Source organism: Bradyrhizobium australafricanum (assembly GCF_020329495.1).
In the GTDB taxonomy this organism is placed as follows: domain Bacteria; phylum Pseudomonadota; class Alphaproteobacteria; order Rhizobiales; family Xanthobacteraceae; genus Bradyrhizobium; species Bradyrhizobium australafricanum.
The window spans coordinates 71,130-94,792 of the sequence record NZ_JAGKJL010000031.1 but is presented as its reverse complement, the minus strand read 5'-3'; the positions used below and the strand labels follow the sequence as shown (position 1 = coordinate 94,792).

The 23,663-nt window shown below is 64.8% G+C and carries 29 protein-coding genes and 1 tRNA gene; 13 read left to right on the top strand and 17 right to left on the bottom strand.

Annotated elements, in window-relative coordinates:
* The first annotated feature begins 236 nt into the window (after positions 1–236).
* Complete coding sequence (tgt, locus tag J6525_RS25910; protein WP_225646790.1) at positions 237–1,370, top strand: tRNA guanosine(34) transglycosylase Tgt; 1,134 nt, start codon at positions 237–239, stop codon at positions 1,368–1,370.
* A gap of 9 nt (positions 1,371–1,379) precedes the next feature.
* On the opposite strand, the gene J6525_RS25905 is transcribed toward tgt, so the two are convergent.
* A complete protein-coding gene (locus tag J6525_RS25905) occupies positions 1,380–1,595 on the bottom strand; it encodes a hypothetical protein (protein ID WP_028332087.1) in 216 nt (71 codons plus the stop codon).
* Positions 1,596–1,819: 224 nt separating this feature from the next.
* Here J6525_RS25905 and cysK point away from each other — a divergent pair, with 224 nt between their 5' ends.
* Positions 1,820–2,794, top strand: a complete 975-nt coding sequence (gene cysK / locus J6525_RS25900) for a cysteine synthase A (protein WP_092083371.1) — start codon at positions 1,820–1,822, stop codon at positions 2,792–2,794.
* Between the two features lie 18 nt (positions 2,795–2,812).
* Complete coding sequence (locus J6525_RS25895) at positions 2,813–3,052, top strand: BrnA antitoxin family protein (RefSeq protein ID WP_092083370.1); 240 nt, start codon at positions 2,813–2,815, stop codon at positions 3,050–3,052.
* Positions 3,053–3,138: 86 nt separating this feature from the next.
* On the opposite strand, the gene J6525_RS25890 is transcribed toward J6525_RS25895, so the two are convergent.
* On the bottom strand, positions 3,139–4,014 hold the full coding sequence (locus tag J6525_RS25890) for a DMT family transporter (protein ID WP_225646789.1): 876 nt from the start codon (positions 4,012–4,014) through the stop codon (positions 3,139–3,141).
* 231 nt (positions 4,015–4,245) lie between these two features.
* Here J6525_RS25890 and J6525_RS25885 point away from each other — a divergent pair, with 231 nt between their 5' ends.
* Positions 4,246–4,644: a RidA family protein gene (locus J6525_RS25885; protein ID WP_092083474.1), complete on the top strand. Its 399-nt coding sequence runs from the start codon at positions 4,246–4,248 to the stop codon at positions 4,642–4,644.
* 93 nt (positions 4,645–4,737) lie between these two features.
* On the opposite strand, the gene J6525_RS25880 is transcribed toward J6525_RS25885, so the two are convergent.
* The 7 genes from J6525_RS25880 to J6525_RS25850 form a co-directional block, all read right to left on the bottom strand.
* Positions 4,738–5,292 (bottom strand): hypothetical protein, encoded by a 555-nt coding sequence (locus J6525_RS25880; RefSeq protein ID WP_376708564.1) that lies wholly within the window; start codon positions 5,290–5,292, stop codon positions 4,738–4,740.
* A complete protein-coding gene (locus tag J6525_RS25875) occupies positions 5,237–5,596 on the bottom strand; it encodes a hypothetical protein (protein WP_225646787.1) in 360 nt (119 codons plus the stop codon). The genes J6525_RS25880 and J6525_RS25875 overlap by 56 nt, the downstream gene beginning before the upstream one ends.
* Positions 5,597–5,788: 192 nt before the next feature.
* Positions 5,789–6,388, bottom strand: coding sequence for a formyltransferase family protein (locus J6525_RS25870; RefSeq protein WP_018271570.1), 600 nt, complete (start codon positions 6,386–6,388; stop codon positions 5,789–5,791).
* A 121-nt stretch (positions 6,389–6,509) separates the two neighbouring features.
* Entirely contained in the window at positions 6,510–7,799 is a 1,290-nt protein-coding gene (locus J6525_RS25865; protein WP_225646786.1) for a hemolysin family protein, read from the bottom strand.
* A gap of 167 nt (positions 7,800–7,966) precedes the next feature.
* Positions 7,967–8,224, bottom strand: coding sequence for a hypothetical protein (locus tag J6525_RS25860; protein ID WP_057018491.1), 258 nt, complete (start codon positions 8,222–8,224; stop codon positions 7,967–7,969).
* Between the two features lie 128 nt (positions 8,225–8,352).
* Entirely contained in the window at positions 8,353–8,568 is a 216-nt protein-coding gene (locus J6525_RS25855; protein WP_225646785.1) for a hypothetical protein, read from the bottom strand.
* Between the two features lie 214 nt (positions 8,569–8,782).
* A complete protein-coding gene (locus tag J6525_RS25850) occupies positions 8,783–8,929 on the bottom strand; it encodes a hypothetical protein (RefSeq protein ID WP_176936926.1) in 147 nt (48 codons plus the stop codon).
* A gap of 249 nt (positions 8,930–9,178) precedes the next feature.
* Here J6525_RS25850 and J6525_RS25845 point away from each other — a divergent pair, with 249 nt between their 5' ends.
* Together J6525_RS25845 and J6525_RS25840 are read left to right on the top strand one after the other, a co-directional pair.
* Positions 9,179–9,370: a hypothetical protein gene (locus J6525_RS25845; protein ID WP_225646784.1), complete on the top strand. Its 192-nt coding sequence runs from the start codon at positions 9,179–9,181 to the stop codon at positions 9,368–9,370.
* A gap of 137 nt (positions 9,371–9,507) precedes the next feature.
* Positions 9,508–10,359, top strand: a complete 852-nt coding sequence (locus tag J6525_RS25840) for a 3-hydroxybutyryl-CoA dehydrogenase (RefSeq protein ID WP_076828940.1) — start codon at positions 9,508–9,510, stop codon at positions 10,357–10,359.
* Positions 10,360–10,515: 156 nt separating this feature from the next.
* Here the strand turns inward: J6525_RS25840 and J6525_RS25835 are convergent, their stop codons facing one another.
* A complete protein-coding gene (locus J6525_RS25835) occupies positions 10,516–11,307 on the bottom strand; it encodes a hypothetical protein (protein WP_225646783.1) in 792 nt (263 codons plus the stop codon).
* A gap of 339 nt (positions 11,308–11,646) precedes the next feature.
* Between J6525_RS25835 and J6525_RS25830 the strand changes: the two genes are divergently transcribed.
* From J6525_RS25830 to J6525_RS25820, 3 genes are all read left to right on the top strand, one after another.
* Entirely contained in the window at positions 11,647–11,907 is a 261-nt protein-coding gene (locus J6525_RS25830; RefSeq protein WP_028340725.1) for a DUF3551 domain-containing protein, read from the top strand.
* 88 nt (positions 11,908–11,995) lie between these two features.
* Positions 11,996–12,160, top strand: a complete 165-nt coding sequence (locus tag J6525_RS25825) for a hypothetical protein (protein ID WP_225646782.1) — start codon at positions 11,996–11,998, stop codon at positions 12,158–12,160.
* Between the two features lie 37 nt (positions 12,161–12,197).
* Positions 12,198–12,656, top strand: coding sequence for a hypothetical protein (locus J6525_RS25820; protein ID WP_225646781.1), 459 nt, complete (start codon positions 12,198–12,200; stop codon positions 12,654–12,656).
* Positions 12,657–12,695: 39 nt separating this feature from the next.
* On the opposite strand, the gene J6525_RS25815 is transcribed toward J6525_RS25820, so the two are convergent.
* Positions 12,696–12,914, bottom strand: coding sequence for a hypothetical protein (locus tag J6525_RS25815; RefSeq protein WP_057018485.1), 219 nt, complete (start codon positions 12,912–12,914; stop codon positions 12,696–12,698).
* A 267-nt stretch (positions 12,915–13,181) separates the two neighbouring features.
* On the opposite strand from J6525_RS25815, the gene J6525_RS25810 reads away from it, so the two are divergent.
* The 3 genes from J6525_RS25810 to J6525_RS25800 all read left to right on the top strand — a co-directional run bounded on the left by J6525_RS25810 (position 13,182) and on the right by J6525_RS25800 (position 14,928).
* Positions 13,182–13,376 (top strand): hypothetical protein, encoded by a 195-nt coding sequence (locus J6525_RS25810; protein ID WP_016846119.1) that lies wholly within the window; start codon positions 13,182–13,184, stop codon positions 13,374–13,376.
* Positions 13,377–13,582: 206 nt separating this feature from the next.
* A complete protein-coding gene (locus J6525_RS25805; protein ID WP_225646780.1) occupies positions 13,583–14,488 on the top strand; it encodes a ribonuclease Z in 906 nt (301 codons plus the stop codon).
* A gap of 203 nt (positions 14,489–14,691) precedes the next feature.
* Positions 14,692–14,928, top strand: a complete 237-nt coding sequence (locus tag J6525_RS25800) for a hypothetical protein (RefSeq protein WP_050384381.1) — start codon at positions 14,692–14,694, stop codon at positions 14,926–14,928.
* 363 nt (positions 14,929–15,291) lie between these two features.
* Here the strand turns inward: J6525_RS25800 and J6525_RS47000 are convergent, their stop codons facing one another.
* The 4 genes from J6525_RS47000 to J6525_RS25785 form a co-directional block, all read right to left on the bottom strand.
* Positions 15,292–15,423: a hypothetical protein gene (locus J6525_RS47000; protein ID WP_256438746.1), complete on the bottom strand. Its 132-nt coding sequence runs from the start codon at positions 15,421–15,423 to the stop codon at positions 15,292–15,294.
* 580 nt (positions 15,424–16,003) lie between these two features.
* Positions 16,004–16,079, bottom strand: a tRNA-Lys gene (locus J6525_RS25795).
* 189 nt (positions 16,080–16,268) lie between these two features.
* Positions 16,269–19,118 carry a glycosyltransferase gene (locus tag J6525_RS25790; protein ID WP_225646779.1) on the bottom strand — a complete coding sequence of 950 codons (2,850 nt, stop codon included), beginning with the start codon at positions 19,116–19,118 and terminating at the stop codon, positions 16,269–16,271.
* A gap of 194 nt (positions 19,119–19,312) precedes the next feature.
* On the bottom strand, positions 19,313–19,924 hold the full coding sequence (locus tag J6525_RS25785; RefSeq protein WP_057018479.1) for a hypothetical protein: 612 nt from the start codon (positions 19,922–19,924) through the stop codon (positions 19,313–19,315).
* Positions 19,925–20,169: 245 nt separating this feature from the next.
* Between J6525_RS25785 and J6525_RS25780 the strand changes: the two genes are divergently transcribed.
* Positions 20,170–21,798 carry a glycoside hydrolase family 17 protein gene (locus J6525_RS25780; RefSeq protein ID WP_225646778.1) on the top strand — a complete coding sequence of 543 codons (1,629 nt, stop codon included), beginning with the start codon at positions 20,170–20,172 and terminating at the stop codon, positions 21,796–21,798.
* Here J6525_RS25780 and J6525_RS25775 read toward each other — a convergent pair.
* Positions 21,758–22,138, bottom strand: coding sequence for a hypothetical protein (locus tag J6525_RS25775; RefSeq protein WP_016844836.1), 381 nt, complete (start codon positions 22,136–22,138; stop codon positions 21,758–21,760). The genes J6525_RS25780 and J6525_RS25775 overlap by 41 nt on opposite strands.
* Before the next feature lie 93 nt (positions 22,139–22,231).
* The gene (locus J6525_RS25770) at positions 22,232–23,605 is read right to left on the bottom strand and encodes a hypothetical protein (protein ID WP_092083360.1); all 1,374 of its coding nucleotides are present in this window, start codon (positions 23,603–23,605) and stop codon (positions 22,232–22,234) included.
* Between the last annotated feature and the right edge of the window lie 58 nt (positions 23,606–23,663).

Here is a 23,663-nt window from a genome sequence, read left to right as displayed (position 1 = left end):
CCGGCGCGCCGGACGCTAGGGGGTAAGACCATCTCTGCCAGTCACGTCCGCGGATCGACGTCGCTGCGGGAAGCCGGTTGCCATATTGTCGTCATAAAACGACACTGTTTCGTTTTGTTTAACGGGACTGATGATGCAAGGCAAGCGTCCGGCCGGTTGTCGGTGTTCACGAAGTCGCGCGAGGGCCGTTATCCGATGGGTTGATCGGGCACCGGCGACACGCAATAAGCAGCCGCATGAATCTTCCCAATCATTTCGAGCTGCTGGCAACCGACGGCGCCGCCCGCACCGGGCGCCTGACGACGCCGCACGGCCTCGTGCGGACGCCCGCCTTTATGCCGGTCGGCACCGCGGGCGCGATGAAGGGCATGCATTGGCGCGAGGTGCGCGATGCCGGCGCCGATATCGTGCTCGGCAACACCTATCACCTGATGCTGCGCCCGGGCGCCGAGCGCATTGCGGGGCTTGGCGGCCTGCAGCGCTTCACCGGCTGGGGCGGCCCGATGTTGACGGATTCCGGCGGCTTCCAGGTGATGTCGCTGTCGGAGCTGCGCAAGGTGACCGAGAAGGCCGTGACCTTCCGCTCGCATATCGACGGCACCAAGGTCGAGCTGTCGCCGGAGCGCTCGATCGAGGTGCAGCGGCTGCTCGGCTCCGACATCGCGATGCAGATGGACGAATGCGTGCGGTTGCCGGCGGAGCGCGCCGACATCGAGCGCGCGATGCAGTTGTCGCTGCGCTGGGCCGAACGCTCCAAGCGCGCGTTCGAGGCGGCGCCGGACGGCTACATGCTGTTCGGCATCGTACAGGGCGGCGACGTCCCGGATCTGCGGCACGCCAGCGCGCGCGGGCTGATCGACATCGGCTTTCACGGTTATGCGATCGGGGGCCTCGCGGTCGGCGAGCCGCAGGCGGTGATGCTGGCGATGATCGAGGAGACCGTGCCGGCGCTCCCGGTCGATCGGCCGCGTTATCTGATGGGCGTCGGCACGCCGGAGGACATACTCGAGGCGGTGGCGCGCGGCGTCGACATGTTCGACTGTGTGATGCCGACACGGAACGGACGCCACGGCATGGCGTTCACCCGCTTCGGGCAGATCAATTTGCGCAACGCCCGGCACGTCGACGATCCGCGCCCGCTCGATGAAGAGAGCCCGTGGCCGGCGGCGAGCGGCTATTCGCGGGCCTATCTGCATCACCTGGTGCGATCGGGCGAAACACTTGGGGCAATGCTGCTGTCCGAGATCAACGTCGCCTATTACCAGCAGCTGATGCAGGGCATCCGCGATGCGGTGGCGAGCGGCACGTTCGAGGACTTCAGAACGAAAACGCGCGCCGGTTGGGCGCGCGGTGACATCGCTCCAAGATGAGCTGTGTGATCAGTTGCACACGATCGGTTTGACCGCATGCTTGGTAACGAACCCGTAACCGCAGTTGTCGCAGGTCCAGAGATAGCTGATCAAATTGTCGAACAGGTACGCGGAGGCTTCCGCCGCCACCATGGAGTCCGCACACACCGGACAGGTCGGCAAATCGCAGCCGCGCGGATCGGGCCTGGACGCTGTGGTCGACAGAACTTCAGCGAGAGCTGGCATGTGACCTCCTTTGCGTTCTGAGCTGCACCTGACGAAAGTATATAAACCCATTTGTTTGACCTTGTCGCAACACAAATGCGTAGGTTTTACGTTATTTGCGCAGGTTCTATTTTGCGATGCAACGAATTCGCGTTGCGGCGGTTTCTCACTTGCGTGCCATGGTGCGCTGCTTCTAATGAGACAAGACCGCATATTCCCAGCACATCCGCTACAGGAGCCGTTTGATGGACGCGCCGTCGACAACGAGTGCAGTGCAACCCGGACGCGGCCGCGTCTTTGACTCCATCGTCGATGCGATCGGCTCTACGCCGATCGTTCGGCTGCGCAGATTGCCGCAGGCGGCTGGCGTCAACGCGACGATCCTCGCCAAGCTGGAATACTTCAATCCGGCAGCCAGCGTGAAAGACCGCATCGGCGCGGCGATGATCGTGGCGATGGAGAAGGCCGGCATCATCAACGCCGACACCGTGCTGATCGAGCCGACCTCGGGCAACACCGGGATTGCGCTTGCCTATGTCGCGGCCTCGCGCGGCTATCGGCTCAAGCTCGTCATGCCGGAATCGATGTCGATCGAGCGGCGGCGGATGCTGGCCTTTCTCGGCGCGGAGATTGTGCTGACCCCGGCCGCGCAGGGCATGAAGGGCTCGATCGCGACCGCGGAGGAATTGGTGCGCACGACGCCCAACGCTGTCATGCCGCAGCAGTTCAAGAACCTCGCCAATCCCGAGATCCATCGCCGCACCACCGCCGAGGAGATCTGGAACGACACCGGCGGCAACATCGATTACTTCGTCGCCGGTGTTGGCACCGGCGGCACCATCACGGGCGTTGGCCAGGTGCTTAAGCCGCGCAGGCCATCATTGCGTGTCGTCGCGGTGGAGCCGGAAGAGAGCCCGGTGCTGTCGGGCGGCCAGCATACGCCGCACAAGATCCAGGGCATCGGCGCGGGCTTCATCCCTGACATCCTCGACCGCTCCGTGATCGACGAGATCGTCAAGGTCAACAGCGCGACCGCGATCGAGACCGCGCGCGAGCTGGCGCGCAACGAAGGCATCCCCGGCGGTATCTCGTCGGGTGCCGCGATCGCTGCCGCCTTGCAGATCGGCAAGCGGCCGGAAGCGGCCGGCAAAACCATTCTGGCGATTGTGCCGTCATTCTCGGAGCGCTATCTCTCTACGGTACTGTTTGAAGGAATCTGAGACACAGGAATCCAGCATATGGCTGACCAGCCGAGGCGACCGCGAACCCTGAGCGATGCCCGCAGCGAAGCCGAGGCGGCGTTCAAGCGCGCCACCACCAAGGTCGCGGACGCGGTGCCAAAGACCGTCGCTGTCCCCGGCGTCCGCGAGCAGGTCACGCTGCGGATCGATCAGGACGTGCTGGAGTATTTCCAGGAGGGCGGCCCCGGCTGGCAGGACCGCATCAACGCGGCGCTGCGCAAGGCCGCCGGAAAGTAACACACTTTCGAAACCGGGAGGCCCGGGACGATCCCCGGGCTTTGGCTGGCGGGCGCGGCCGCGCTGGCTGCGGCGCGACGCGAGCGTCACCTCGCGCGCGCCGGCTTCCTTGCGGTCGGTTTCAGGTTCATGAGGTTGCCGGCCAGGATCATGGCCGCGCCGAGCACCGTGTAAACATCGAGCCTTTCGGCATAGATCAGCCAACCGGCGATCGCCGTCAGCGGCACGCGGACGAAATCCATCGGGATCACGACAGTGGCGTCGGCGTGGAGCAGGGCGCGTGCCATGCAATAGTGCGAGAACGTGCCGCAGAACGCGATCACGGCGAGCCAGCCCCAGGTCGAGAGCGGCGGCCAGGTCCAGACATAGAGCGCGGGCCCGATGCTCGCGAGCGATTGCACCACCAGCATCCAGAACATGATCGTCAGCGTCTGCTCGGTCCGCGTCAGCGACTTGACCACGGCGACCGAGATGCCGAAGCCGACCGCCGCGGCGAGCGCGATCAGCTGGCCCGGATTGATCGCGCCGGCCGCCGGCCGCACGATCACGAACACGCCGACCAGGCCAAGCACCATCGCGACGATCTTCCACCGCGTCATCCGCTCGCCGAGAAAGCTCGCCGCAAGGATCGCGGTCCAGATCGGCATCGTGAACTCGATCGCGACCACCTGGCCGATCGGGATCAATGTCAGCGCAAAGAACCAGCCGAGCTGCGCGCAGAAATGGATCTGGTTGCGCACGATATGGACGTGCACCCGTGCCGTCTTCACGATCGCAAACCCGCCATTCATGTGGATCAGCGGATAGAGCATCGCAAAGCCGAGCACTCCGCGCACGGCCATCAGCTGGAAGACGTTGACCTCGCGCGTCGCCTCGCGGCCGGCCACCGCCACGATCAGCATCAGCGCGAGCCAGCCGGACATCCACAATGCTGCGCGGGTCTTTGAGGGCGTGCGATCCATGACGGGGAACGGCGGAGGAGGGGTGCCCGGTATCGGCGAGCTGCCATGAATTTGCAACGCGCAATTCCGCCTGCGCGGTGATGCGTCACCCACGCTATCTCTGCTAAGCAGCATCGACGATGCTGTCATCCCGGGGCGCACGTGAAACGGGCGAACCCGGGATCTCGAGATTCCGGGTCTGGCTCTGCGAGCCATCCCGGAATGACGAACGCCAAAAAGGAGGATCTGCTCATGCGCGTCTTGCAACCGGCCGAATGGTCGAAACCCCGCGGCTTCTCGCACGGTGTCGCGTTCGACGCGCCCGGCAAGTGGATCGTGCTGGCGGGGCAGACCGGCGGCGACGAGAAGGGCGACTACGCGCCCGAGATGGCCGCCCAGGTCGGCACCGCGTTGAAGCGCATCATCAAGCTGTTGAACGAAGCCGGTGCCGGCCCCGAGCACATCGTCCGCCTGACCTGGTACCTGACCAGCCGCAGCGAATATGAGGCCGCGGGCGCCGGTATTGGCGCGGCGTGGAAGGAGACGCTCGGGCGCAATTTCCCGCCGTCGACGCTGCTCTATATCGGCGGGCTGGTCGATCAGCGCGCCAAGGTAGAGATCGAGGTCACGGCATTCGTGCCTGCGGCATAGCACCGCTGGCGCGTGCGCGAGGAATTGCCGCTCAGCCAAACAAAAAGCCCTCGGGGATGACCCGAGGGCTTTCCACGTTGGAGCGCGGATCGATTACTTCGACAGCGTGATGCTGGCGCCGCGGAACTGGCTGTCAGCCCTGATCGTGACCGCCTGCTTGTTGCCGCTGGTGCGCATTGAGATATCGGCATTGAAGCCGGGAGCGCTGGCAACGACCTGGAAGTTGCCGCCGCCGCCGCGACCCTGCAACGAGCCGCTGACATTGCGGCTGGACTCGCTCCAATTGCCGCTGACCACGCTGCCTTCGGCCTGCACATCGGCCGCCAGGTTGAACTTGTAGGCGTCGCTGGCGCAGGTGAGGCTCATGGTCATCCGGGGCCCGCCGACGTGATACGTCGCCCGGCAGCGGATGCGCTCGCTGGAGCCGTCGTCCAGCGTGACCGAGCCGGCGCCCGACCAGGTGCCCGCCATGCCGGTGAACGGGCCGGACTGGGCATGGCCCGTGGTGCTTGCGAGTGCGGTCACGAAAAACGCGGCGGCTGCAAATGCTGGCCGCCGCGCGATGGCAAAGAAACTTGATAGGCTGGTGATCTTACTGACGGGATGCTTCCCATCGGCCGCTGCAGGGTACGCCAGCTGATGCCCCATTCCACTTCCCCGATCCGGAGTTGCCACTGAGTTGTCCGTTCGCATATGCACCATTGATCGAGACTCGCACAAGTCCCCCGCTGCCGACGGTGCCGGAGATCGCCGCGCCCTGTGCCGAGATCTTTCCTTCAACGACGGTCACGGTCGAGCTCTGCGAAGGTTCGCAGCTGCCGGTCTTGGTGACGACGGTGACGTTCCAAAGCCCGTCATAAGGCTGCTGAGCGGACACGGGAGCAGCGGTGAGGGCGGCAGCCGAAGCGACCGAAGTGACCAAAATCAGGTCGCGAATGCGGATCGAACGCATGAATCAAATCCCTGTAATTTCGTGTGATGACGCGGCTTATCCTGTCACAATGTGTTCAAAATTTGCTGCGTCGCGGGAGCCCCAAATGTTCCTGTGAACCCAAACACATCATGGTGAATTCGGTTCCGGATCAGGAACGGAAAATCCGAGCATGGCTTTTTCGAACGAGGTATTCATATACTCTAGCTCGGGTTAGTGCTTGCCGGGGCTCAGATTCGGCGCCTTGGTCGCGAACTGCTCATCCTGGACCTTGGCCGGCAGCGAGCCGTTGACCTTGCCATAGTCGATGACCTGGGCGAGCAGACGCAGACCGAGCGGCGCCAGCGCGCGCTCCCACAGCTCGCGGGCGGTTTCGCCTTTCTTGACGAACACCCAGTCCTGCGCGGCGATCGCGCCGGCGTCCATGCGGTCGGCAAGGTGATAGATGCTGCCGCCGGCGATCGGATCGCCTTCCTTGATGGTCCACTCCACCGCGGCGATGCCGCGGTGGCGCGGCAGCAGCGACGGGTGGTATCCGATGCCGCCGAGCCTGGACGCGGCAAGCGCCTCCCTGCTGACCCGGGCATGGCTGTGGGCGGTCACGATCAGGTCGGTGTCCGGCGCGATCTCGGCGGCCGTCACCAGCTTGGGATCAGCCTGGACAACGACTTCGATGCCGGCCGCCCTGGCCGCTGCCGCCAGCCGGTCCTCGCCGTCATGGACGACCACCCTGACCAGCGTGACGTGGTGTTCGCGCAGCATGTTCAGGGTCGTCACGCCGAAATGGCGGGAACCGACAAGGGTAATGCGCATGGGGATCTATTCCGTGGGGTTTACTCGGGGATTGCTCGGGCCGCCGCTATGCCGATAGCACACCGCGGCGGCCTGTTTCGCTGTCTTGCCGCTTATCAACAGGACGGCCGGGTGGCAAATGTCAGGCCGCCGGCTGCTTGCTGGCCAAAACCTTGTCGATGCGCCGGCCGTCGAGGTCGACGATCTCGAATTCCCAGCCCTGCGCGGCGGTTTTCGCGCCGACATCGGGGATCGCGCCGAATTCATGCAGCAGGAAGCCGGCCGCGGTCTGGTAGGGCCGCGGCGATGGCAGCGTGATGCCGAGCAGCTCGCTGAATTCCAGCGCCGGCATCCAGCCGGAGATCAGATAGGAGCCGTCGGCGCGCCGGACATAGGCAGGTTCGGCCGGGCCTTCCTCGGTGTGGAAGGCGCCGACGATGGCCTCGAGGATGTCGGCGCTGGTGACGACGCCCTGGAAGGTGCCGTACTCGTCGTGGACGAGGCCGATATGCACTCTGGAGTCGCGCAGGATCGCGACCACGTCGCGGGCGTCGACGGTCTCCGGAATGATCGGCGCATCGCGCGTGAGCGCGCGGATGTCGGGCGTCTGGCCCGCGAGGTAGACATCGAGCACGTCCTTGGCCTGCACGATACCGAGCGCATGATCGCGGTTGCCGTCGAACACCACGCAGCGCGAGTGACTGCTCTTTTGCAGCGTCGCCAGGATCTCGGCCGCGGGGGCGGCGAGGTCGATCAGGCTGACCTCGTGGCGCGGCGTCATCACGGCGCCGACCGGCAGATCGCCGAGCCGCATCACGCCGGCGATCATCTCCTTTTCGCCGGGCTCGAGCACACCGGCGTTCTCGGCCTCCACCACCAGCGTCTTGATCTCGTCCTCGCTGACGCGGTCCTGTGCATCCTCGCGATGGCCGAGCACCCACAGCAGCAGCTTGCCGGAACGGTCGAGCAGCCACACCAGCGGCAGCGACAGCCGCGCCATCATGGTCATGGCCGGAGCGACCTTGACCGCGATCGACTCGGGATCGCGCAAGGCGATCTGCTTCGGCACCAGCTCGCCGACGATCAGCGAGGCATAGGTGATCACGCCGACGACGAGGCCGACGCCGACCGCGTCGGCGATGCTTGCGGACACGCCGAGCTCAAGCAGCCATTGCGTCAGACGCTGACCAAGCGTTGCGCCGGAGAAGGCGCCCGACAGCACGCCGATCAGCGTGATGCCGATCTGCACCGTGGAGAGGAACTTGCCGGGATCGGAGGCCAGTGCAAGTGCGCGGCGCGAACCGCTGACGCCTCGTTCGACCAGCGCCGCAAGGCGCGCGGGGCGCGAGGAAACGATCGCGAGCTCCGACATCGACAACAGACCGTTGACGACGATCAAGACCGCCACGATCGCAAGTTCCAGATATAACACGGGAGTCCCTAAACATTGGCGGCGTGGGCCGCTACATGACGCCCAATATAGGCATACCGGAGCGGTTTTGCTGTGCCTTGTCGGGCGTTCTTGCACAAGCAGAGGGTGCGTATGGCCAGCATGCAAGCACGAGATCGCGGCATTTTGGCGCGCGCTGGCATCATGCCCTAGGCGAGGATCCGTAGCGCCGGTTTGGCGAACCTCCGGCCCGATGAGGCGGGCTGCATCAGCATTCGTTTGGAGGCGGCTTGCAGTTGCACGCGCAAATCGGCGTTGCATTGCTTCATCTGGTTGCGCAATTCGCGGCGGGAGAAGGCGGTGAGCGAGGGGTCCGCGAGTTGCTGCCAGGCCTTGCGCAGCCATTCCTGCAGTTCGCGAATGTTCTGATCCAGAACCTTCTGATCAAACACGTCGGGCTGGGTCATGCCGCCAAATCCCACGAAGCGATCAGTTGCAAAGTAACGCTGATTCGCGTCGCTTCACCTAGCGCAATGTTGCGCAGGCGCGTTTGCGGCAGGGGAGATCGAAGGCTGCAGGCGTGTTCGTGTCCGCGTCAGCGAGCGTCGCTGGGCCCGGTGCGCAGCAAATCCAGCGCGACCGGCAGCGCGAGGAACAGCGCTGCGAGCATCGAGAGATGACGCGTCTGCGCGGCGGTCAGGCCGAGATCGTATTGGGCGAGATAGGCCAGCATGATCGCGATGTAGGCGGCGACGCAGATTGCGACGGCGACGCTTCCGAAATCGATCTTGCTGTCGGTCTTGTCGTCCACGGCGGCACCACGTCGTTGCGGGAGCGGTGTAGCGTGGCTCGGCTTCACCAACTATGAGCTGGATCACGAGCGGAGGGGCCACTCCGGCCAAATGGCTTCGTGCGTCACGACGGGCCAACTGGCGGAAGGCAAACGTCGCGATCAGCATTCCGCAGCAACGTGGCCGCGGCGACTGCAGCTCGGCCTTGGCGACCACCTGCCGCCGGCAAGCGGCCTAGCGGGGGCTGCGTTTCGGCTGGCCTTCGCGCGGAAGCTCGACCGGGATGTGGGGCGCGGTGCTCACCACGCGGGGGCTTCCGTCGGAATGGGTCTGGCCGTTGAGCAATGTCTCGAGCACCAAAAAGAATTTTTCAGCAAGCATGGGCGTAGCCCTCGTCGTCTAATGTCCTTGTGTCGCGGCGCGCCGCGGAAAATTCGATCAACAAAATGCGAGTCGCACCGGCATGACGATGCTGCGGCGCAAGGTCTCCCGCACGCAATCCGGGAGATTACGGCGCCCATGCCGTCAACCGAGGCTTGCGCGAAATAGTTGCCAGCTTCCTAACGATTGCCGGTGCAGCACGTGATGGCGCTCACCGTTCCTTCAAGGATGCACGTTAATGATAGGGGTATGGATCGTGACCAGGACATCGACGAGAGATTTGGATCGGCGCTGCGCCGCAGCTACGGGCGGCTGGCCTGGTGGATCGTCCGACTTAACCGCGTGCTCGAACCGTCGCGCGCGGCCGAACCACCGCGCACCCAGTTGCCACCGCGGTCGGCCGTTCCGCCACGGCGGCCTGTCCCGCCGCGCCCGGAATAGACCTCACCGGAATACCGGCTTCCGCTGTATCGGCCGTGCGGCCGGACTGCTATTCATGCGCCATCCGCGGACCCCTCCGGTCCGCCGTTTTTGACGATGCGGCCGCGCGGCCGCGCAAGCGACGAGGGACGAACGCGATGATTGAGACGGTTGGCATTATCGGCGCCGGGACCATGGGCAACGGCATCGCGCAGGTCTGCGCGGCAGCAGGCCTCGGCGTGACCATGGTTGATATCTCCGACGCGGCGGTGCAGCGCGGCCTGAAGACGGTTGGGAGCAGTCTCGATCGGCTGGTCGCCAAGGAGAAGATGACCGCGGCCGATCGCGACGCGACGCTCGGGCGCATCAATGCGACCACGGACAAGGCCAAGCTCGCCGCCTGCGATCTCGTGATCGAAGCCGCGACTGAGAACGAGGAGCTGAAGGTCAAGATCCTGAAGGATCTCTGTGCGGGGCTGAAGCCGAGCGCGCTGGTCGCAACCAACACCTCGTCGATCTCGATCACCCGCCTTGCGGCCTCGACCGATCGTCCCGACCGCTTCATCGGGATGCATTTCTTCAATCCGGTGCCGGTGATGGCGCTGCTCGAATTGATCCGGGGCCTGCAGACCTCGGACGACACCGTCGCCAAGGCCGAAGCGTTCGCCAAGCGAGTCGGCAAGGTGGCGATCACGGCGAAGAACAGCCCCGGCTTTGCGGTGAACCGCATCCTGTGCCCGATGATCAACGAGGCGATCTTCGCGCTGCAGGAAGGCATTGCCACCGCCGAGGAGATCGATGCCGGCATGAAGCTCGGCTGCAACCATCCGATCGGCCCGCTCGCGCTCGCCGATCTGATCGGGCTCGACACGATGCTGTCGGTGATGGAGGTGTTCTATACTGGCTTCAACGACCCCAAGTACCGGCCGGCGCCGCTGCTGAAGGAGATGGTCGACGCCGGTCATCTCGGCCGCAAGACCGGGCAGGGGTTCTACAGCTACAGCAAGTGAGGCCGGCGCACGCCTGACCCCGTAATCATCCGGGATGGATCGCGCGGACAAGGTCGCGTAACGACAAGACCTGATCCGCCACGAGGCGGGGGACATCAGAAACGAGGCCCGGTCTCCTAGGCACACCGGGCCTCGTTTTTTTGTGGGATACCGGGCTCAGTTGGCCGATGCGACCGGCGTGACGCCGGTTTCCTCGGGATCGGCGCCGAACAGGCCGACGAGGAACTTGTAGTAGTCCGGCATCTTCTCCTTCAGCGTGGCGCGCGTATAGGGTTCGTGCTCGGAATCCTTGCCGGCCAGGAAGATGCTCGCCGTCACCGCGAAGAACTCCTGCTGGTTCTTCAGCGCATAGGCCTCCTTGGCGAACAGCTCCTTCGACTTCGCCTGGCTGAGGAAGCCCTTGATGCCCTTGTTCTCAAAGCCGTTCGGCATCAGCCGGGCGTGATAGGCATGAAGGAATTCGTGCAGCAGCACCGGCTCCTTCGCGTAACGCATCATGTTCGGACGCATCCTGATGATGCCGATGCCGGAATCGAGCGCAAGCGCGAGCGGATCCGAATTGGTCCATTGCTGCTTGTCGTGATCCCAGATGGTGACGTCGCGCGTCGTGCCGCGGTCCCATTCCGGCGGCGTTAAGCCATAGCAGGCCGCTGCCGCGCCTTCGTCGAGACACGCCATCTCGCTCGCAACGATCGGCACGCGATGGAAGAACTGCAACACCTTCGGGCTGAAGCCTGCGGTTTCCACGACGTCGAGCTGGCGGCGGACCATGTCGGCGATGCTGGTAACGTCCTTGCGGTCGGCGTTCTCGGAGAGATCAAAGACGTAGCCGCGATATTTCTCGACGCTGCTTGGTGCCGCCTCGGACGCCCCCGACGTTCGTGGTCCGGCAACGGCCGCTCCGGCCGCAAGTGACAGGATCATTGAAGCAATGAGCGCGCTGCGCATGATTATCCCCCGTGCGACGAGCCTCTCCGGGTGTCGTCGTCCATTGAGCCGCGCGGGAGACTAGGGCAGCCGCCTTGCAGCGCGCTTAAATCGGACATTTCAACCGCGGATCTCCGATTAGGCGCCGGTTAACTACGTGCGTTGGGGGGCCTAGGGGGCGGCGGGCCGGCGGGTTTGGAGGCCGCGCGAGCCGATGAGCGGTCGGCCGGTCCTCACCGTGCCGCGACCGGGCTTTGTACCATCGTCACAGCTTCTTGAGGCGGTGGCCGGAAACCTCGCAGATCCTGCCGGCGTACCTAGATCAGCGGCTGGGAGCCGATGGAGCAAGGAAACACGATCATGCGCAGGACGAATTGGGCAATTCTGGCGTTCGCGGCGCTCGGAACGAGCTGGATTGTCGGTTCCGCGTCGCCTGCGGCGGCCGATCCCTACGAGTATCCCTGGTGCATTCAGGGCCGGCAGGAGGGATATCCCGGCTATTGCGGCTACCAGACCTATCAGCAGTGCCAGGCATCCGCGTCGGGCCGCGACGCCTATTGCGGCATCAATCCGCGCGTTGCCTTCAGCCAGCAGCGGATGGCGCCGCGGGCGTTCCGCTGAGCGGCGCGAGGGGATCGGGCCAAGCGACCGTCGGGCACGATGGTTGCATAGCTGATGGTCGGATCATCATTTCTGCCTTGGAGCGAATATGGGCGAGATCATCAGGTTCATCTCGAAGTCCGAACGCGAGCGTGCGCGTCTGATCCGCGAGGCGCGTGCGAATTATGAGCGCATCTTTCCATCGGCCGACCCGGCTGATGCGCAGGGCGCCGCAGACGAGGGCCGCGGCGGCGAGGCGTCGTCGAAGCCGTAGCGCGCCGGTATTGCGCGCAAGGGGAGGCGGAGCGGCGATGTGGCAGCGTTTGTGGCAGTCTTGGACGATCGACAAGCCGGCCGCGCTTGGCGATTGGCTGTGGCAGATCCTGGTCGTTGAGCTCGCCGCCTTGCTCGATCGGCTGACGTTGCGGAAGCTGATCGCGCTGATCCCGGTTGCGATCGTGATCGGCGCCTATTGGCACCGGATTCCGCTTCCTCCCGAGCTGATGCTGGTCGGCGATGTGTTGGCCTATATCGACATCTTCTCGATGATCTTCCTGATCGGCTTCTTTACCCGGGTTGCGACGGTTGTGGCGGTCGTCAGACAGGCCATCGGTCTCGTCCGCGGCGTGATGCAGCATGTGCCGATGGCGCTGCACAGGTTTGGCGTTCGTCACCGTCGCGCCAAGGACAGCACGCGCCGCAGGCGGCTCACGCATGCGAAGACAGATGACGATGGCGCCGCCGGCATGGCAGGCCTGGCTTGGGCCTAGTCCGACGCGATGTGGCGGCGACGAACGCGATCGCGGCGCCTATCGCGGCTGCCCGGCCTGCTGATCGCCGTCATCCGCCTTCGGCCGGGCCGGGCCGTGCGCGGACGCGCTGTCCTGGCTCCGCCGGTGCGAACTGGAGAGGTCGGTCGCGCCGTGCTGGGATCGATGAAACGCGATACCCATCTGGAAACTCCAGACGCCGAACAGCAGCGCGCCTGCCACACAGGCCGCCACGAAAGCCCAATCGCGTTTCCTCATCGGTCCAACAAAGCCAATTCGATACCGCACCAACCGCGTGTGTTCCGAGGCGCGCCAAGCGAGCCCGCCGCATTGTGTGACGATTGCACGCGCTTGTCGATCCGCGCGGCTCACCCTCGCATCGGTCACGGAGCGGTGATCATCAAATCATGCGTCCAGAAACACTCCGACCAGATTGCGCGTCCCCCGCAACAAACTTGCCAAACTTTCACTAGGGCGCTGGCGCACTGAGTTCGAAAATGCAGGACCCGATCGGACGATTCGCGAATGACCGAACTTGAGGAGCTCAGATATTTCGAGCATCAGTGCCTGGAGATGGCGGAGCAATCCACGCTGCCGGATGCCCGCCGCGCGCTCCAGATCCTGGCGCGCAACTACGCCGCTGCGGCTGAAATCGTCGAACGGCGCGCGCAATCCGCCAACACCGCGCTCGCGCAGCTGTTTCGATGCTTGAGGCTGTGACCGGTTGAGGGCGTGACGAGGGCGCCGGTCACGACGACCGATCCCGATGGCGCGGATGCGGTCTGCGCCTAAAGCCGCCGGCTTCAGGAGCTTTCGGTCCACCGTCGTCGGCATCGAGATGCTTGAACACATCGGGCGACGCTGCCATCAGATTGCGCGATCTCGGCGGCGTGGCGCCGTCGGCAGTCGGAAGGCGAGGTGCTGCGATGTTCTCGCTGACTTTTCTGGGAACGTCGGTAAGCGTGCCGTCTCCCGAGCGCAATCACCCGGGCATTCTCGTCGAGGCAGCCGGCAGTCGTATTCTGGTCGATTGCGGCGAGGGAACGCAGCGCCAGCTGCTGCGGAGCGGCGCCGGCTTTCGACGGCTTGATCACCTGCTGCTGACCCACGGGCATTTCGATCATGTGCTCGGCATCCCCGGGCTGTTTTCGACCCTCCGGTTGCGGCAAAGTTCGGATGCGATGACGATTCATGCCGGGCCAGGCACGCTCGATGTCGTCGTCCGGATGCTGGCAGGCCTGTGGGGCGAGGGCAGAGCGCCGATCCCGCTTGATCTGGTGCCGTTGAGCGAGGGGCGAGTCCTCGACGCCGGCGAATTCACCGTCGATTGCTTTCCCGTCCGCCACCGGGATACGGACAGCTTCGCCTTCACCTTTCAGAGCGCGGTGCGCCGGCATCTCCTCCCGGACCGGCTTCTGGCGCTGCGCGTGCCTGATGGGCCGGTTCGCCGGGAGCTGGCGGAGGGGCGGCAGGTGAAGCTGGACGACGGTCGCACCATCGATCCGGAGCAGGTGCTTGGTCCGGCCCAGGGGCGAAAGAAGCTCGTCATTGTCGGTGATGCCGAAACCACCGACGGGCTGGCCGAACACGTCAGGGACGCCGACGTGCTGGTGATCGAAGCGACGTTTCTCGAGCGTGACGCGGCGATCGCGCGCGACTACGGGCATTTGACGGCCAGCGAAGCCGCCGCGCTCGCAGCGCGGAGCGAGGTCAAGCAGCTCGTGCTCACGCACATCTCCGGCCGCTACCCGGATGAGGACATTCTGGCGGAGGCGACGAGGATTTTCCCGAACAGCCGGATAGCCGTCGACTTCGATCGCATCGCGATCTGAGTGCGACAGCCTCCACGATCCCGGTGGAGTAACGCTGTCGAGGGCGCCTGTGAAAGCGTGTGCCGCTACCGTGCCAGCAACGTTTCATTAACGCGACTCACGCAACGTCGTTCCAGGCCGTCTGGATGGGCCGCTAGCAGAAGGCCGCCACGAGTGACTACGTGGCGGCCTTTTGCGTCTCACAGTGCCAAGGGAGACGACCGATGGACTACGGCGCCTTCACCGACGCCAGCCTGAAGATGATGTACGAAGCCGTCCGCGGTGCGCTCAGAGCCGACGACGAATTCGAGGCAGCCGGCGAAGAGCCAAAATTCCGCGTCCGCGCGACGCCCGAGTGGAAACGGCATGCCGGCAGCCTCGAGGCCGAGATGCTGAAGCGAGGGCTGCAGCTCGATATCATCGACTGGACAGGCGGTCAGGGCGAACTGCCGTTATCTTGACGGCCGAACTCCAGCAGCGTTCCGAATGTTCGCTCCGAATTGTGCGCCGAACGGCGCGCTTGCGCCGTCATGCGTCGCGCTCCGCCTCGGCGCGGGGGTAACCTTTGTGAGGCGGGGCGGCTTTCGATCTGCCTTGAGCTGTTCCCCGATCGTTCCCTCCCAACGGCGACGCTGGCCCGCTCAGAACGTCCCGTGGCCAAAGCTGAATTCCGCAGGGGCCTAATTTGCTCCACCGATGCGCCGCCATTTTGCCGCGCCTCGTTCGCTTTGCCCAACTCTGTTCATATACCTTACGAGGTAACACAGATGTCATCTGTTCGCGGTTTGTGTCGCCACCGATCGGGGTACTCGATCTAACTTTGTCTAGGGCTCGGGCTTCAGGGCGTCCGTCAAGGCCTGCTTGATGTGTTCGGCCTGTTCCTTCGTCAACTTCTCGGCGAAGTGACCGTCTTTCTTCAACTGCGCTGGACCCTTGAGCTCTCGATCATAGACCATCCAGTCGGTGCTTCCTCTCCGAACGACAAACCTTGACTGTAGGGGCGCTGCGTATCTCAACGATACCTCCCAATGAATCCAGCTGCTCGTCTCCAAAAGACACATCCGGTGACAGCTTGTTCCTGAACCGGGACACTGAAATTTCCTGCGCCACCTAAAGAGCAAGGCTCATGCCGGAATACACGCGCCGCCGACCGGTCCGGAGAACCGCAGGCAGGCTCGACGCCCGCGACGCCGAACGTGATGACTGCGACAGGGAGAGCAACGAGCCGTTGGCGTCCGGATGCGTCTGGTCCGAGCATTGGGATTGCAGTTCTGACCGTCCCGAAAAATTACGCCGCCGGGCCCGAAATGGTTTGTCCCGGCGACGCCCTGTTCTTCCAGCCTCTGGGCCCTGAAATCCCTAGCGCCGAAAACCTACTAAAGATCGCAGCAAACAACTGTGGCTTGGTTCACACAAAAACTAAGAAGAGCCGGCGCCAGGGCCCGGGCCGGCTTCCAAACACCACGAGAGCGATGTCACTGCCGCACGGAAATTTCGCGAATGTTTGGGAGGCTGACTGCTTGCTCAGAATTTGTTTGGTGAGCGCGGAGGGACTCGAACCCTCGACCCCATGATTAAAAGTCACGTGCTCTACCGCCTGAGCTACGCGCTCACTCACCTGAACATTAGATCCGGACGCCAGCGGTGAACCGCTCCGGATCGTGCTCCAGCCCGCGCTGTGTAGGGGGCAGGGCCCATCGGGTCAATAGCCGAGGGGCGGTCAATTGTGCACCGGCGCGCCGGATTTGCCGTTCCGGCGCCTGTGGTTAGGGCCGTTTCTTGAAGTCGGCCAAATCCGGCGCTAGTTGTCGCGGCGGATTTCCGAGCCGACCGGCTGCGACGGGGCGGCGACCGAGGGCAGGCTGACCGGGCGCAACCCGATCAGTTCCGCGGTGCGGATCGCGCTGTTGCGCCAGAATGCGAACTCGTTGATCCGCGAATTTTCCAGGATCGCGATGGAGACCGCCGCCAGGAATGGCAGGCTCTGCAACACCAGGACGCCGGCGAAGATGTAGATCTCGCGCACCTGCTTGTAGCCGTTGGTGACGACAAGCACGACGGCGCCGATCAGCAGCAACACGCCGATCACGGCTTCCCAGAACGCCTGGAACTCGATCGACATCCGCGACAGGCCGCCTTTGGAGGTGCGGGCGAACGCAAGATGCTCGGTGATCAGGCCCTGCGCCACCGCGCGCGACACCGTCCACTGCACGCTCATCGCCGCTATCATGGCTCCTAACATCTGGCCGGCCTTGATGTTCACGCGCAGCCGGTAGAGCGCGACGAAATGCACCAGCGAGACGATGAAGGAGGCGATGATCGGCAGCGTCAGAATCTTGTCGGGGATCGCGATGTCGGCGAAGGCGACGATCGGCACCCAGATCAGGTTGAGGATCGCAACCACGACGCCGAGGCTTTCGGCGCCGAGCCAGTTGAGCCAGCCCAGCGAGAACTCGCGGCGCTGATCGGGCGTCAGCCGGCTGGCGCCGGGCAGGAAGCGCCGCCAATGCTTCTTGACGATCTGGAAGCCGCCATAGGCCCAGCGATGGCGCTGCTTCTTGAAGGCCTCGTAGGTGTCGGGCAGCAGGCCTTCGCCGTAACGCACATTGGTGTAATGCGTGAGCCAGCCCTGCTGCTGGATCGAGAGGCCGAGATCGGTGTCCTCGCAGATCGTGTCAGAGGACCAGCCGCCGGCCTTGTCCATCGCGGCGCGGCGGATCAGGCACATCGTGCCGTGCACGATGATGGCGTTGAACTCGTTGCGCTGGACCATGCCGATGTCGAAGAACCCGGCATATTCGCCGTTCATGATGTAGTGCATCAGCGAGCGATCGCCGTCGCGATGCTCCTGCGGCGCCTGCACGAGGCCGACGCGCGGATCGGCGAACGCCGGCACGAGATCCTTCAGCCAGTCCGGATGCACGACGTAGTCGGCGTCGATGATGCCGATGATCTCGGCATCCGCCGCGGTGCGGTCCATCGCGATGCGCAGCGCGCCGGCCTTGAAGCCCTGCACCTTCTCGGCATTGATGAACTTGAAGCGCTCGCCGAGCAGCCGGCAGTGATCCTGGATCGGCCGCCAGAAGTCGGGATCTGGCGTGTTGTTGATGATGCAGACGCACTCGAAGTTCGGATAGTCGAGCCGCGACACCGCATCGAGCGTCTGCTTCAGCATCTCGACCGGCTCGAAATAGGCCGGGATGTGGATCGAGACCTTCGGAAACTTCACGTTCTCGCCGATCGTGGCGGGCGCGAGCGGCGCGCTCTTGCCGATCAGCCGGCGCGGGCCGCGGCCGAACGCCACCGCCGCGATCTCCTCGATCCGCGCCATCGCGATCAGGACCAGCGGAACCAGCAGCACCAGGCCGAGGCTGAGCGCGAAGGCCGAGCCCCAGACGAAGTAGTGCGTCGTCCAGTAGGAGAACACCGTCGCGACCCACGCGCCGACGCCATTGGCGGCCGCCGACAGCAGCAGCGCCTGCATCACGGTCGGCTGGTCCAGCCGCAGGATCGGCAGCGACATGAACAGGCCGACCAGGACGGCGACCAGCGCGATCTTCCAGTAGTTCGGATCGGTGACCGGTCCGGTCCAGGCGAACTTTGGCTCGCGGTCGGCATTGAGGATGCCCCAGTAGGGGCCGACGCCGCCTTCGAAGAACTTCCAGGGCTGATCGATCGCCTCGACGATGTTGTAGTCCATGCCGATGGCTTCGGCGCGGGTGACGAAGTTGCGCAGCACGGTGGCCTGCTGGAACGGGCCGGGCACGGCGCTGCGCAGATTGTAGCCCTGGCTCGGCCAGCCGAATTCGGCGATCAGGATGCGTTTGCCGGGGAAGGAGTCGCGCAACAGGTTGTAGCGGTCGACCGCCTGGTCCACCGCCTGCTTGTCGGTGAAGTTTTCCCAGTAGGGCAGCACGTGCGCGGCGACGAAGTCGGACGAGTTGGCGAGCTGCGGATGGTCGCGCCAGATGTTCCAGATTTCACCGGTGGTGACGGGAACGTTGACCGACTTCTTGACCCGCTGGATCATCTTGATCAGCCGGTGCACGTTGTTTTCGGCGACTGCCCACTTGATCGCTTCAGCGCGCTTGCTCAAGCCGCTGCTGCCGTTTTCATCCGGCTGCATTTCCGCGTCGTGAAGACGCTGCGCTTCCTCGCGAAGAATCCTCTCGGACTCCTCGGGCGGCACGCCGATCTCCGGAACCGAGCCAAGGTTTTCCAGCGGCACCTGCTCGCCGCGGAACACGGTTTCGTTGCCGACCACGATGCCGATGACGTTGCTGTTGCGCTTGGCCAGGTTGATCGCGGCTTCGATCTCGCGGTTGTTGCGGTTGGCGTCCTTGTCGATCCACGCGCCAACCGTGACCTTCATGCCGAACTCGGCGGCGACGGGCGGCACCAGCTCGTTGCCTTCCGTCGACGAATAGAGGCGGACCGCCTTGGTGAGCGTGGACAGTTTTCGCAGGTCGGTGCGCACCTTCTCGGTGTCGGCGGCAACGTCTGCGACGGTGTGGCCTGACTCGAACGGAGCGTAGGACAGGCTCGGCAGCGTGCCACGGAAATCGGGCGCCGACTGCTTCTCCTGGAAGAGACCCCACAGGGCGGCGTGGGCGGCGGTGACAAGCAACAGGACGGCGACGACGGCGCGCATCGCGGTTAAACCATACGGGGCCTGAGATTGAGGACTAAGCGAACCCGTCCCCTGGGTTCGACCAACACGACAGCGGAGGGAAAGATATCTCCGCCATCCGATTTAACAACTGGTGTGCCGCGATGGCGTTTTAAGGGCGCAAGCCGTTCCAGCCGCGAAAAAAATCGCGGCCGGACCCCGGTCGCGGGATATGGCTATTTCGACGCCGGCGCAGGTGACGCCGACGGGGTCGGTGCAGGCGAGGGCGAGGCTGCGGGTGCCGGTGCGGCGGTGCCGGCCGTCGCCGGCGCCGGGGTGGGAGCAGCGGCGGCGGCCGCGGCCTGGGGCTGCGCGCCCGGATTGATCCAGCAGGCGTGGATGCGACCGTCGAGGCTGCCGCGCACCTTGTCGTCGATCTGGGCGCCGAACCGGGTCAGGCAGCGGAACGCCGCCTGGACGTGGCCGCCGGGGCAGCCGAACCGGTCGTAGAGGTCGAGATGGCGGAACGCGGTGTCGAGGTCGTCGTTCCACATCAGGCGGACGACGCGGCGGCCGAGCCAGACGCATTCCGGGTTGCCGGCCGGGCCGTTGATGGCCTGCTGGGCCTCGACGAATTCCTCGACCTTGCGCTGGTTGGCTTCCCGTGCGGCATTTGCGTTGGCATCGGGCTGTCCAGGCTGCTGTTTGGCCTGATCCGGCGGATTCGGCGTGCCGCTCTGGGCGAACGCGCCGCCAGCCCCAATGAGGAGCGCAAGGCCCGTGACAAGGCCCGTTACGGCAAGATGGCGCAAAGTAGTGTTCTTCAACTCAAGCAGCCGTCGACGCATGTATTCCCCGATAATGTTCCTGCCCCCGCGGGATCATCCTAACGGCTCGCGTGATGCCGTCCAAATAGGTCTCCAGTGCGGCGGAGACTCTGGCGAAATCTGATGACTGGAATTTGGTATTTTGTCCAGCAAACTCACAACTTTATCGACCCAGCGCAAAACTGTCGCAGGACAACCATGGTATTGACCTAATCCCGCTCTTGGCAGATGGGCTGTGACCGGCTAATTCGACGGTCCCCCGGAGGATGGAACCGATTTCGCTTCGTACGCCGCTGGCGCTTCTCCTGATCTCGCTCGCCGTGATTGCATCCGTGTGGTGGTGGCTCGCCACGCCGATTACGCTCGTGCGCGCGCCGATCGATCCCGCTGCAAAGCTGCAATGCGTGTCCTATACGCCGTTCCGCGGCGCGCAGACGCCGCTGGATCCCACCACGCAGATTCCAGTCGAGCAGATCGAGCAGGATCTGACCGATCTCGCCAAGGTCACCGACTGCGTGCGCACCTATTCGATCGAGAACGGCCTCGACCATGTCCCCGGCGTTGCGGCCAAGGTCGGGCTGAAGGTGATGCAGGGCATCTGGCTCAGCAGCAACCGCTTCAAGAATTTGCAGCAGATCGCGATCGCGGTCCGGCTCGCCAAGGAGTATCCCGGCGTCGTCACCTCGCTGATCGTCGGCAACGAGGTGCTGCTGCGCGGCGAGATGACCGCCACCGATCTTGCCGGCAACATCCGCGCAGTGAAGGCGGCGGCGGGCAATCTTCCCGTCACCTATGCCGACGTCTGGGAATACTGGGTGAAGAACCGCGAGATTTACGACGCGGTCGATTTCGTCACCATTCACATCCTGCCGTATTGGGAGGACATCCCGGTCAAGGCGAAGTACGCCGCGGCGCATGTCGACGATATCCGCAAGCGGATGGCGGTGACATTCCCGGGCAAGGAGATCCTGATCGGCGAGACCGGCTGGCCGAGCCAGGGGCGGATGCGGGAGGGCGCATTGCCGTCGCGCACCAACCAGGCGCGGGTGGTGTCCGAGATCCTCGACCTCGCCAAGCGCGAGGGCTTTCGGGTCAACCTAATCGAGGCCTACGACCAGCCCTGGAAGCGCAAGCTCGAGGGCACCGTCGGCGGCAATTGGGGCCTGTTCGATTCGGTCAAGCGGCAGGTGAAATATCCGCCCGGCGTTGCTATCACGAACTATCCGGACTGGAAGCTGCAGATGACGGGCGGCATGGCGCTGTCCGTCGCCACATTCCTCGCGGCCTGGCTGACGCTGCGCCGCCGGCCCTGGACGCCGCGGCCGTCGGCCTGGATCGCGGTCGCCATTTCGGCGACGACGGCGGGGGCGCTGCTCGGGATTGCCGGCGACAAGATGTATTACGAGAGCTACGGCGTCGGCGGCTGGCTGCATTGGGGCGTGCTGCTCGCGGCGGGCATTGCCGCGCCACTGCTGACGGCGCATGCGCTGATCGCCGGCCGCTCGCTGCCGACCTTCCTGGAACTGGTCGGGCCGCGCGACTATCGCGGCAAGGGCATGTTCGGCGCGGTGCTGGCGATTGTGCTGATCATCACCACGGTGATTGCTGCCGAAACCGCGCTCGGCTTCACCTTCGATCCGCGCTACCGCGATTTCCCGTATGCCTCGCTGACCATGGCGGTGGTGCCATTCGCGCTGCTGACCATGCTCAATCGCCCGAAGGAAGGCATCCGGCCGCTCGCGGAATCCGTATTCGCCGGCCTGCTGGTGATCGCTGCCGGCTACACGATCTACAACGAGGGCACGATCAACTGGCAGTCGGACTGGACCTGCGTGATGTACCTTTTGCTTGCCGCTACGCTGTGGCGGGCGCGGGCCGCGCAAAACCCAGGATGAACAGCCCGATCGCAAGCCCCGACAGCACGACATTGTAGAGCACGATCCCGAGCCCCGCGGCGATCAAGCCGACGGTGAGCAGCACGATCGACGGCCGCGTCAGGTTGAGCACCGCGATTACCAGCGCGGTGATCCCGAACACCGAGTTCTTGAACAGTACGGTCGACAGCGCGCGAGCCTTGCAGAGCATGGTCTGCGCGCCGGCGTCGCAGGCCAGCGCAACGGGAGAGAACTCGATTGCCAGATAGCGCACGTAGAGCGCGTAGCCGACGGTGACGAAGCCCACGACCATCAGGAACTGGACCTGATAGGGGGAGAGGCGGAACGGAGGTTTTGTCATCGCGGCACTATGGTCGGGATCGGGTTGCGGGACAAGTTCGTCGGAGCATCGAAATCGGTTGAAAATCCGGCCACAATCCCTTGGCTCACATGATTATTGGCTGTTCCGCCGGAATATCGAGGAGATCGTGGTCGGCTCCGGCTTCTTGTCCTCGGCGACCGGCTGCTGCTGTTGCTGCGGCGGCGCGACGGCGCGCTTCGGCACGGCCCGGCGATGCGACGGCGCCGGCTTGGCTCCGGCGGCCGGCTCGTTGAGGGCCAGTCGCTGGCCGTCATAGATCGCCGTCTCGCAGGTCCGCTGCACCAGGCTGAGGCCCGCGCAGATCCTGGCTGCCGTGCCGGCGTCGTTCAGCGGTCCGGCCACCAGGCGCAACTGCATGCCGAGCCCGTTGCTGTTCTCCTTGATCACGATGATCGGCCGCAGCGCCGCCAGCGGCGCGTTGGCCTTCGACTTCAACAGGCCGCGCCACAGCGCGCGCAGTCCATTGACCGAATTGGCCGTGCCGAGATCGACGCCGAACTCGGTGCGGTGGATCTGTGCCTGCGGCGCATCGTCCTCGGCGTCCGGATCCGCTGTGATCACCAGCGGAGGGATCGGTGCGGCGGTGACATCGTTGGCGGTCGGCGGCCTGACCGTTTCGGTTGCCTTGTTCGCCGCAGGATCGAGTGATGCCAGGACCGGCTTGTCGGCAAGCGGCTTGTCCGCGACCGGTGCCGGCGCAGCGGGTGCATCCTCGGCGCCGGCCGCGGCGGCGCTCATCGGACTTGCGATCGATGCGGCCGTGGCGGAATTCGGCGGCGAATTGTCGGAGGTTGGCGGCTTCTCCGCGGCGGCCTGCGGCTTGGCGGCCGCGGACGCCGGTTTCTTGTCGGCCGTTGCCGGCTTTTCGGCCGCCGCAACCGGCTTCTCGATCGGCCCAGTCGCCTTGCTGTCGCCGGCTGCGGTCAGCTTGTCGATCGCCGCCGGCTTGTCCAATGCGACCGGCGGCGTCGTTGCGACGGCGGCAACGGTTGGCGCGGAGGCGGCCGCAGACGAACTGGCGGTTGCGGGCGAGGTGCCGGGCGCCGCTGCCAAGGGCGATGGTGCCGGCGGCTGCCTGGCGATCGCGCCGGTCACGGAGTCGAGACCCTGCTCCAGCGTGGTGACGCGCGAATACAGCCGGTCGCGATCGCCGTTGAGCGTATCGATCGCAGACGCCAGCCGGCGCGTCTCGTTGTGGCTCTCCTTCGCCAGCGTCTGCAGCTGCTGGGCCTGTCGCGCGAGGTCCGCTGCGGCGACCTGGTCGCGCCGCAGCGTCAACGCCGACTGGTTGGCCATCACCGCGACGGTGACGGCGCCGACCGCGGCAACGCCCCACGAGCCGAGCCGCCACAGCATGCGGCGATCCAGAGCATCCTCCTCGGCCAAAAAGCCGGTGGTGCTCTCGGTGTCGAATTCCGCCGCCAGATTGTCGCGATCTTTGGCCAAAGCCCGCTTGGCCCTCCTCAAGGCCCGCCGAATCACGAGGCAAAGATTAACAGGAAAT

Bases quoted from the DNA above. Each gene is read 5' to 3' on its own strand.
- J6525_RS25895 (WP_092083370.1), top strand. From the start codon at position 2,813: ATGGCTGACCAGCCGAGGCGACCGCGAACCCTGAGCGATGCCCGCAGC.
- tgt (WP_225646790.1), top strand. From the start codon at position 237: ATGAATCTTCCCAATCATTTCGAGCTGCTGGCAACCGACGGCGCCGCC.
- J6525_RS25885 (WP_092083474.1), top strand. From the start codon at position 4,246: ATGCGCGTCTTGCAACCGGCCGAATGGTCGAAACCCCGCGGCTTCTCG.
- J6525_RS47000 (WP_256438746.1), bottom strand. From the start codon at position 15,423: ATGGTCTATGATCGAGAGCTCAAGGGTCCAGCGCAGTTGAAGAAAGAC.
- J6525_RS25870 (WP_018271570.1), bottom strand. From the start codon at position 6,388: ATGCGCATTACCCTTGTCGGTTCCCGCCATTTCGGCGTGACGACCCTG.
- J6525_RS25880 (WP_376708564.1), bottom strand. From the start codon at position 5,292: ATGGGGCATCAGCTGGCGTACCCTGCAGCGGCCGATGGGAAGCATCCC.
- J6525_RS25785 (WP_057018479.1), bottom strand. From the start codon at position 19,924: ATGCGTCGACGGCTGCTTGAGTTGAAGAACACTACTTTGCGCCATCTT.
- J6525_RS25860 (WP_057018491.1), bottom strand. From the start codon at position 8,224: ATGACCCAGCCCGACGTGTTTGATCAGAAGGTTCTGGATCAGAACATT.
- J6525_RS25840 (WP_076828940.1), top strand. From the start codon at position 9,508: ATGATTGAGACGGTTGGCATTATCGGCGCCGGGACCATGGGCAACGGC.
- J6525_RS25825 (WP_225646782.1), top strand. From the start codon at position 11,996: ATGGGCGAGATCATCAGGTTCATCTCGAAGTCCGAACGCGAGCGTGCG.
- J6525_RS25875 (WP_225646787.1), bottom strand. From the start codon at position 5,596: ATGCGTTCGATCCGCATTCGCGACCTGATTTTGGTCACTTCGGTCGCT.
- J6525_RS25815 (WP_057018485.1), bottom strand. From the start codon at position 12,914: ATGAGGAAACGCGATTGGGCTTTCGTGGCGGCCTGTGTGGCAGGCGCG.
- J6525_RS25820 (WP_225646781.1), top strand. From the start codon at position 12,198: ATGTGGCAGCGTTTGTGGCAGTCTTGGACGATCGACAAGCCGGCCGCG.
- J6525_RS25830 (WP_028340725.1), top strand. From the start codon at position 11,647: ATGCGCAGGACGAATTGGGCAATTCTGGCGTTCGCGGCGCTCGGAACG.
- J6525_RS25790 (WP_225646779.1), bottom strand. From the start codon at position 19,118: ATGCGCGCCGTCGTCGCCGTCCTGTTGCTTGTCACCGCCGCCCACGCC.
- J6525_RS25890 (WP_225646789.1), bottom strand. From the start codon at position 4,014: ATGGATCGCACGCCCTCAAAGACCCGCGCAGCATTGTGGATGTCCGGC.
- J6525_RS25850 (WP_176936926.1), bottom strand. From the start codon at position 8,929: ATGCTTGCTGAAAAATTCTTTTTGGTGCTCGAGACATTGCTCAACGGC.
- J6525_RS25845 (WP_225646784.1), top strand. From the start codon at position 9,179: ATGGATCGTGACCAGGACATCGACGAGAGATTTGGATCGGCGCTGCGC.
- J6525_RS25835 (WP_225646783.1), bottom strand. From the start codon at position 11,307: ATGCGCAGCGCGCTCATTGCTTCAATGATCCTGTCACTTGCGGCCGGA.
- J6525_RS25780 (WP_225646778.1), top strand. From the start codon at position 20,170: ATGGAACCGATTTCGCTTCGTACGCCGCTGGCGCTTCTCCTGATCTCG.
- cysK (WP_092083371.1), top strand. From the start codon at position 1,820: ATGGACGCGCCGTCGACAACGAGTGCAGTGCAACCCGGACGCGGCCGC.
- J6525_RS25805 (WP_225646780.1), top strand. From the start codon at position 13,583: ATGTTCTCGCTGACTTTTCTGGGAACGTCGGTAAGCGTGCCGTCTCCC.
- J6525_RS25810 (WP_016846119.1), top strand. From the start codon at position 13,182: ATGACCGAACTTGAGGAGCTCAGATATTTCGAGCATCAGTGCCTGGAG.
- J6525_RS25775 (WP_016844836.1), bottom strand. From the start codon at position 22,138: ATGACAAAACCTCCGTTCCGCCTCTCCCCCTATCAGGTCCAGTTCCTG.
- J6525_RS25905 (WP_028332087.1), bottom strand. From the start codon at position 1,595: ATGCCAGCTCTCGCTGAAGTTCTGTCGACCACAGCGTCCAGGCCCGAT.
- J6525_RS25800 (WP_050384381.1), top strand. From the start codon at position 14,692: ATGGACTACGGCGCCTTCACCGACGCCAGCCTGAAGATGATGTACGAA.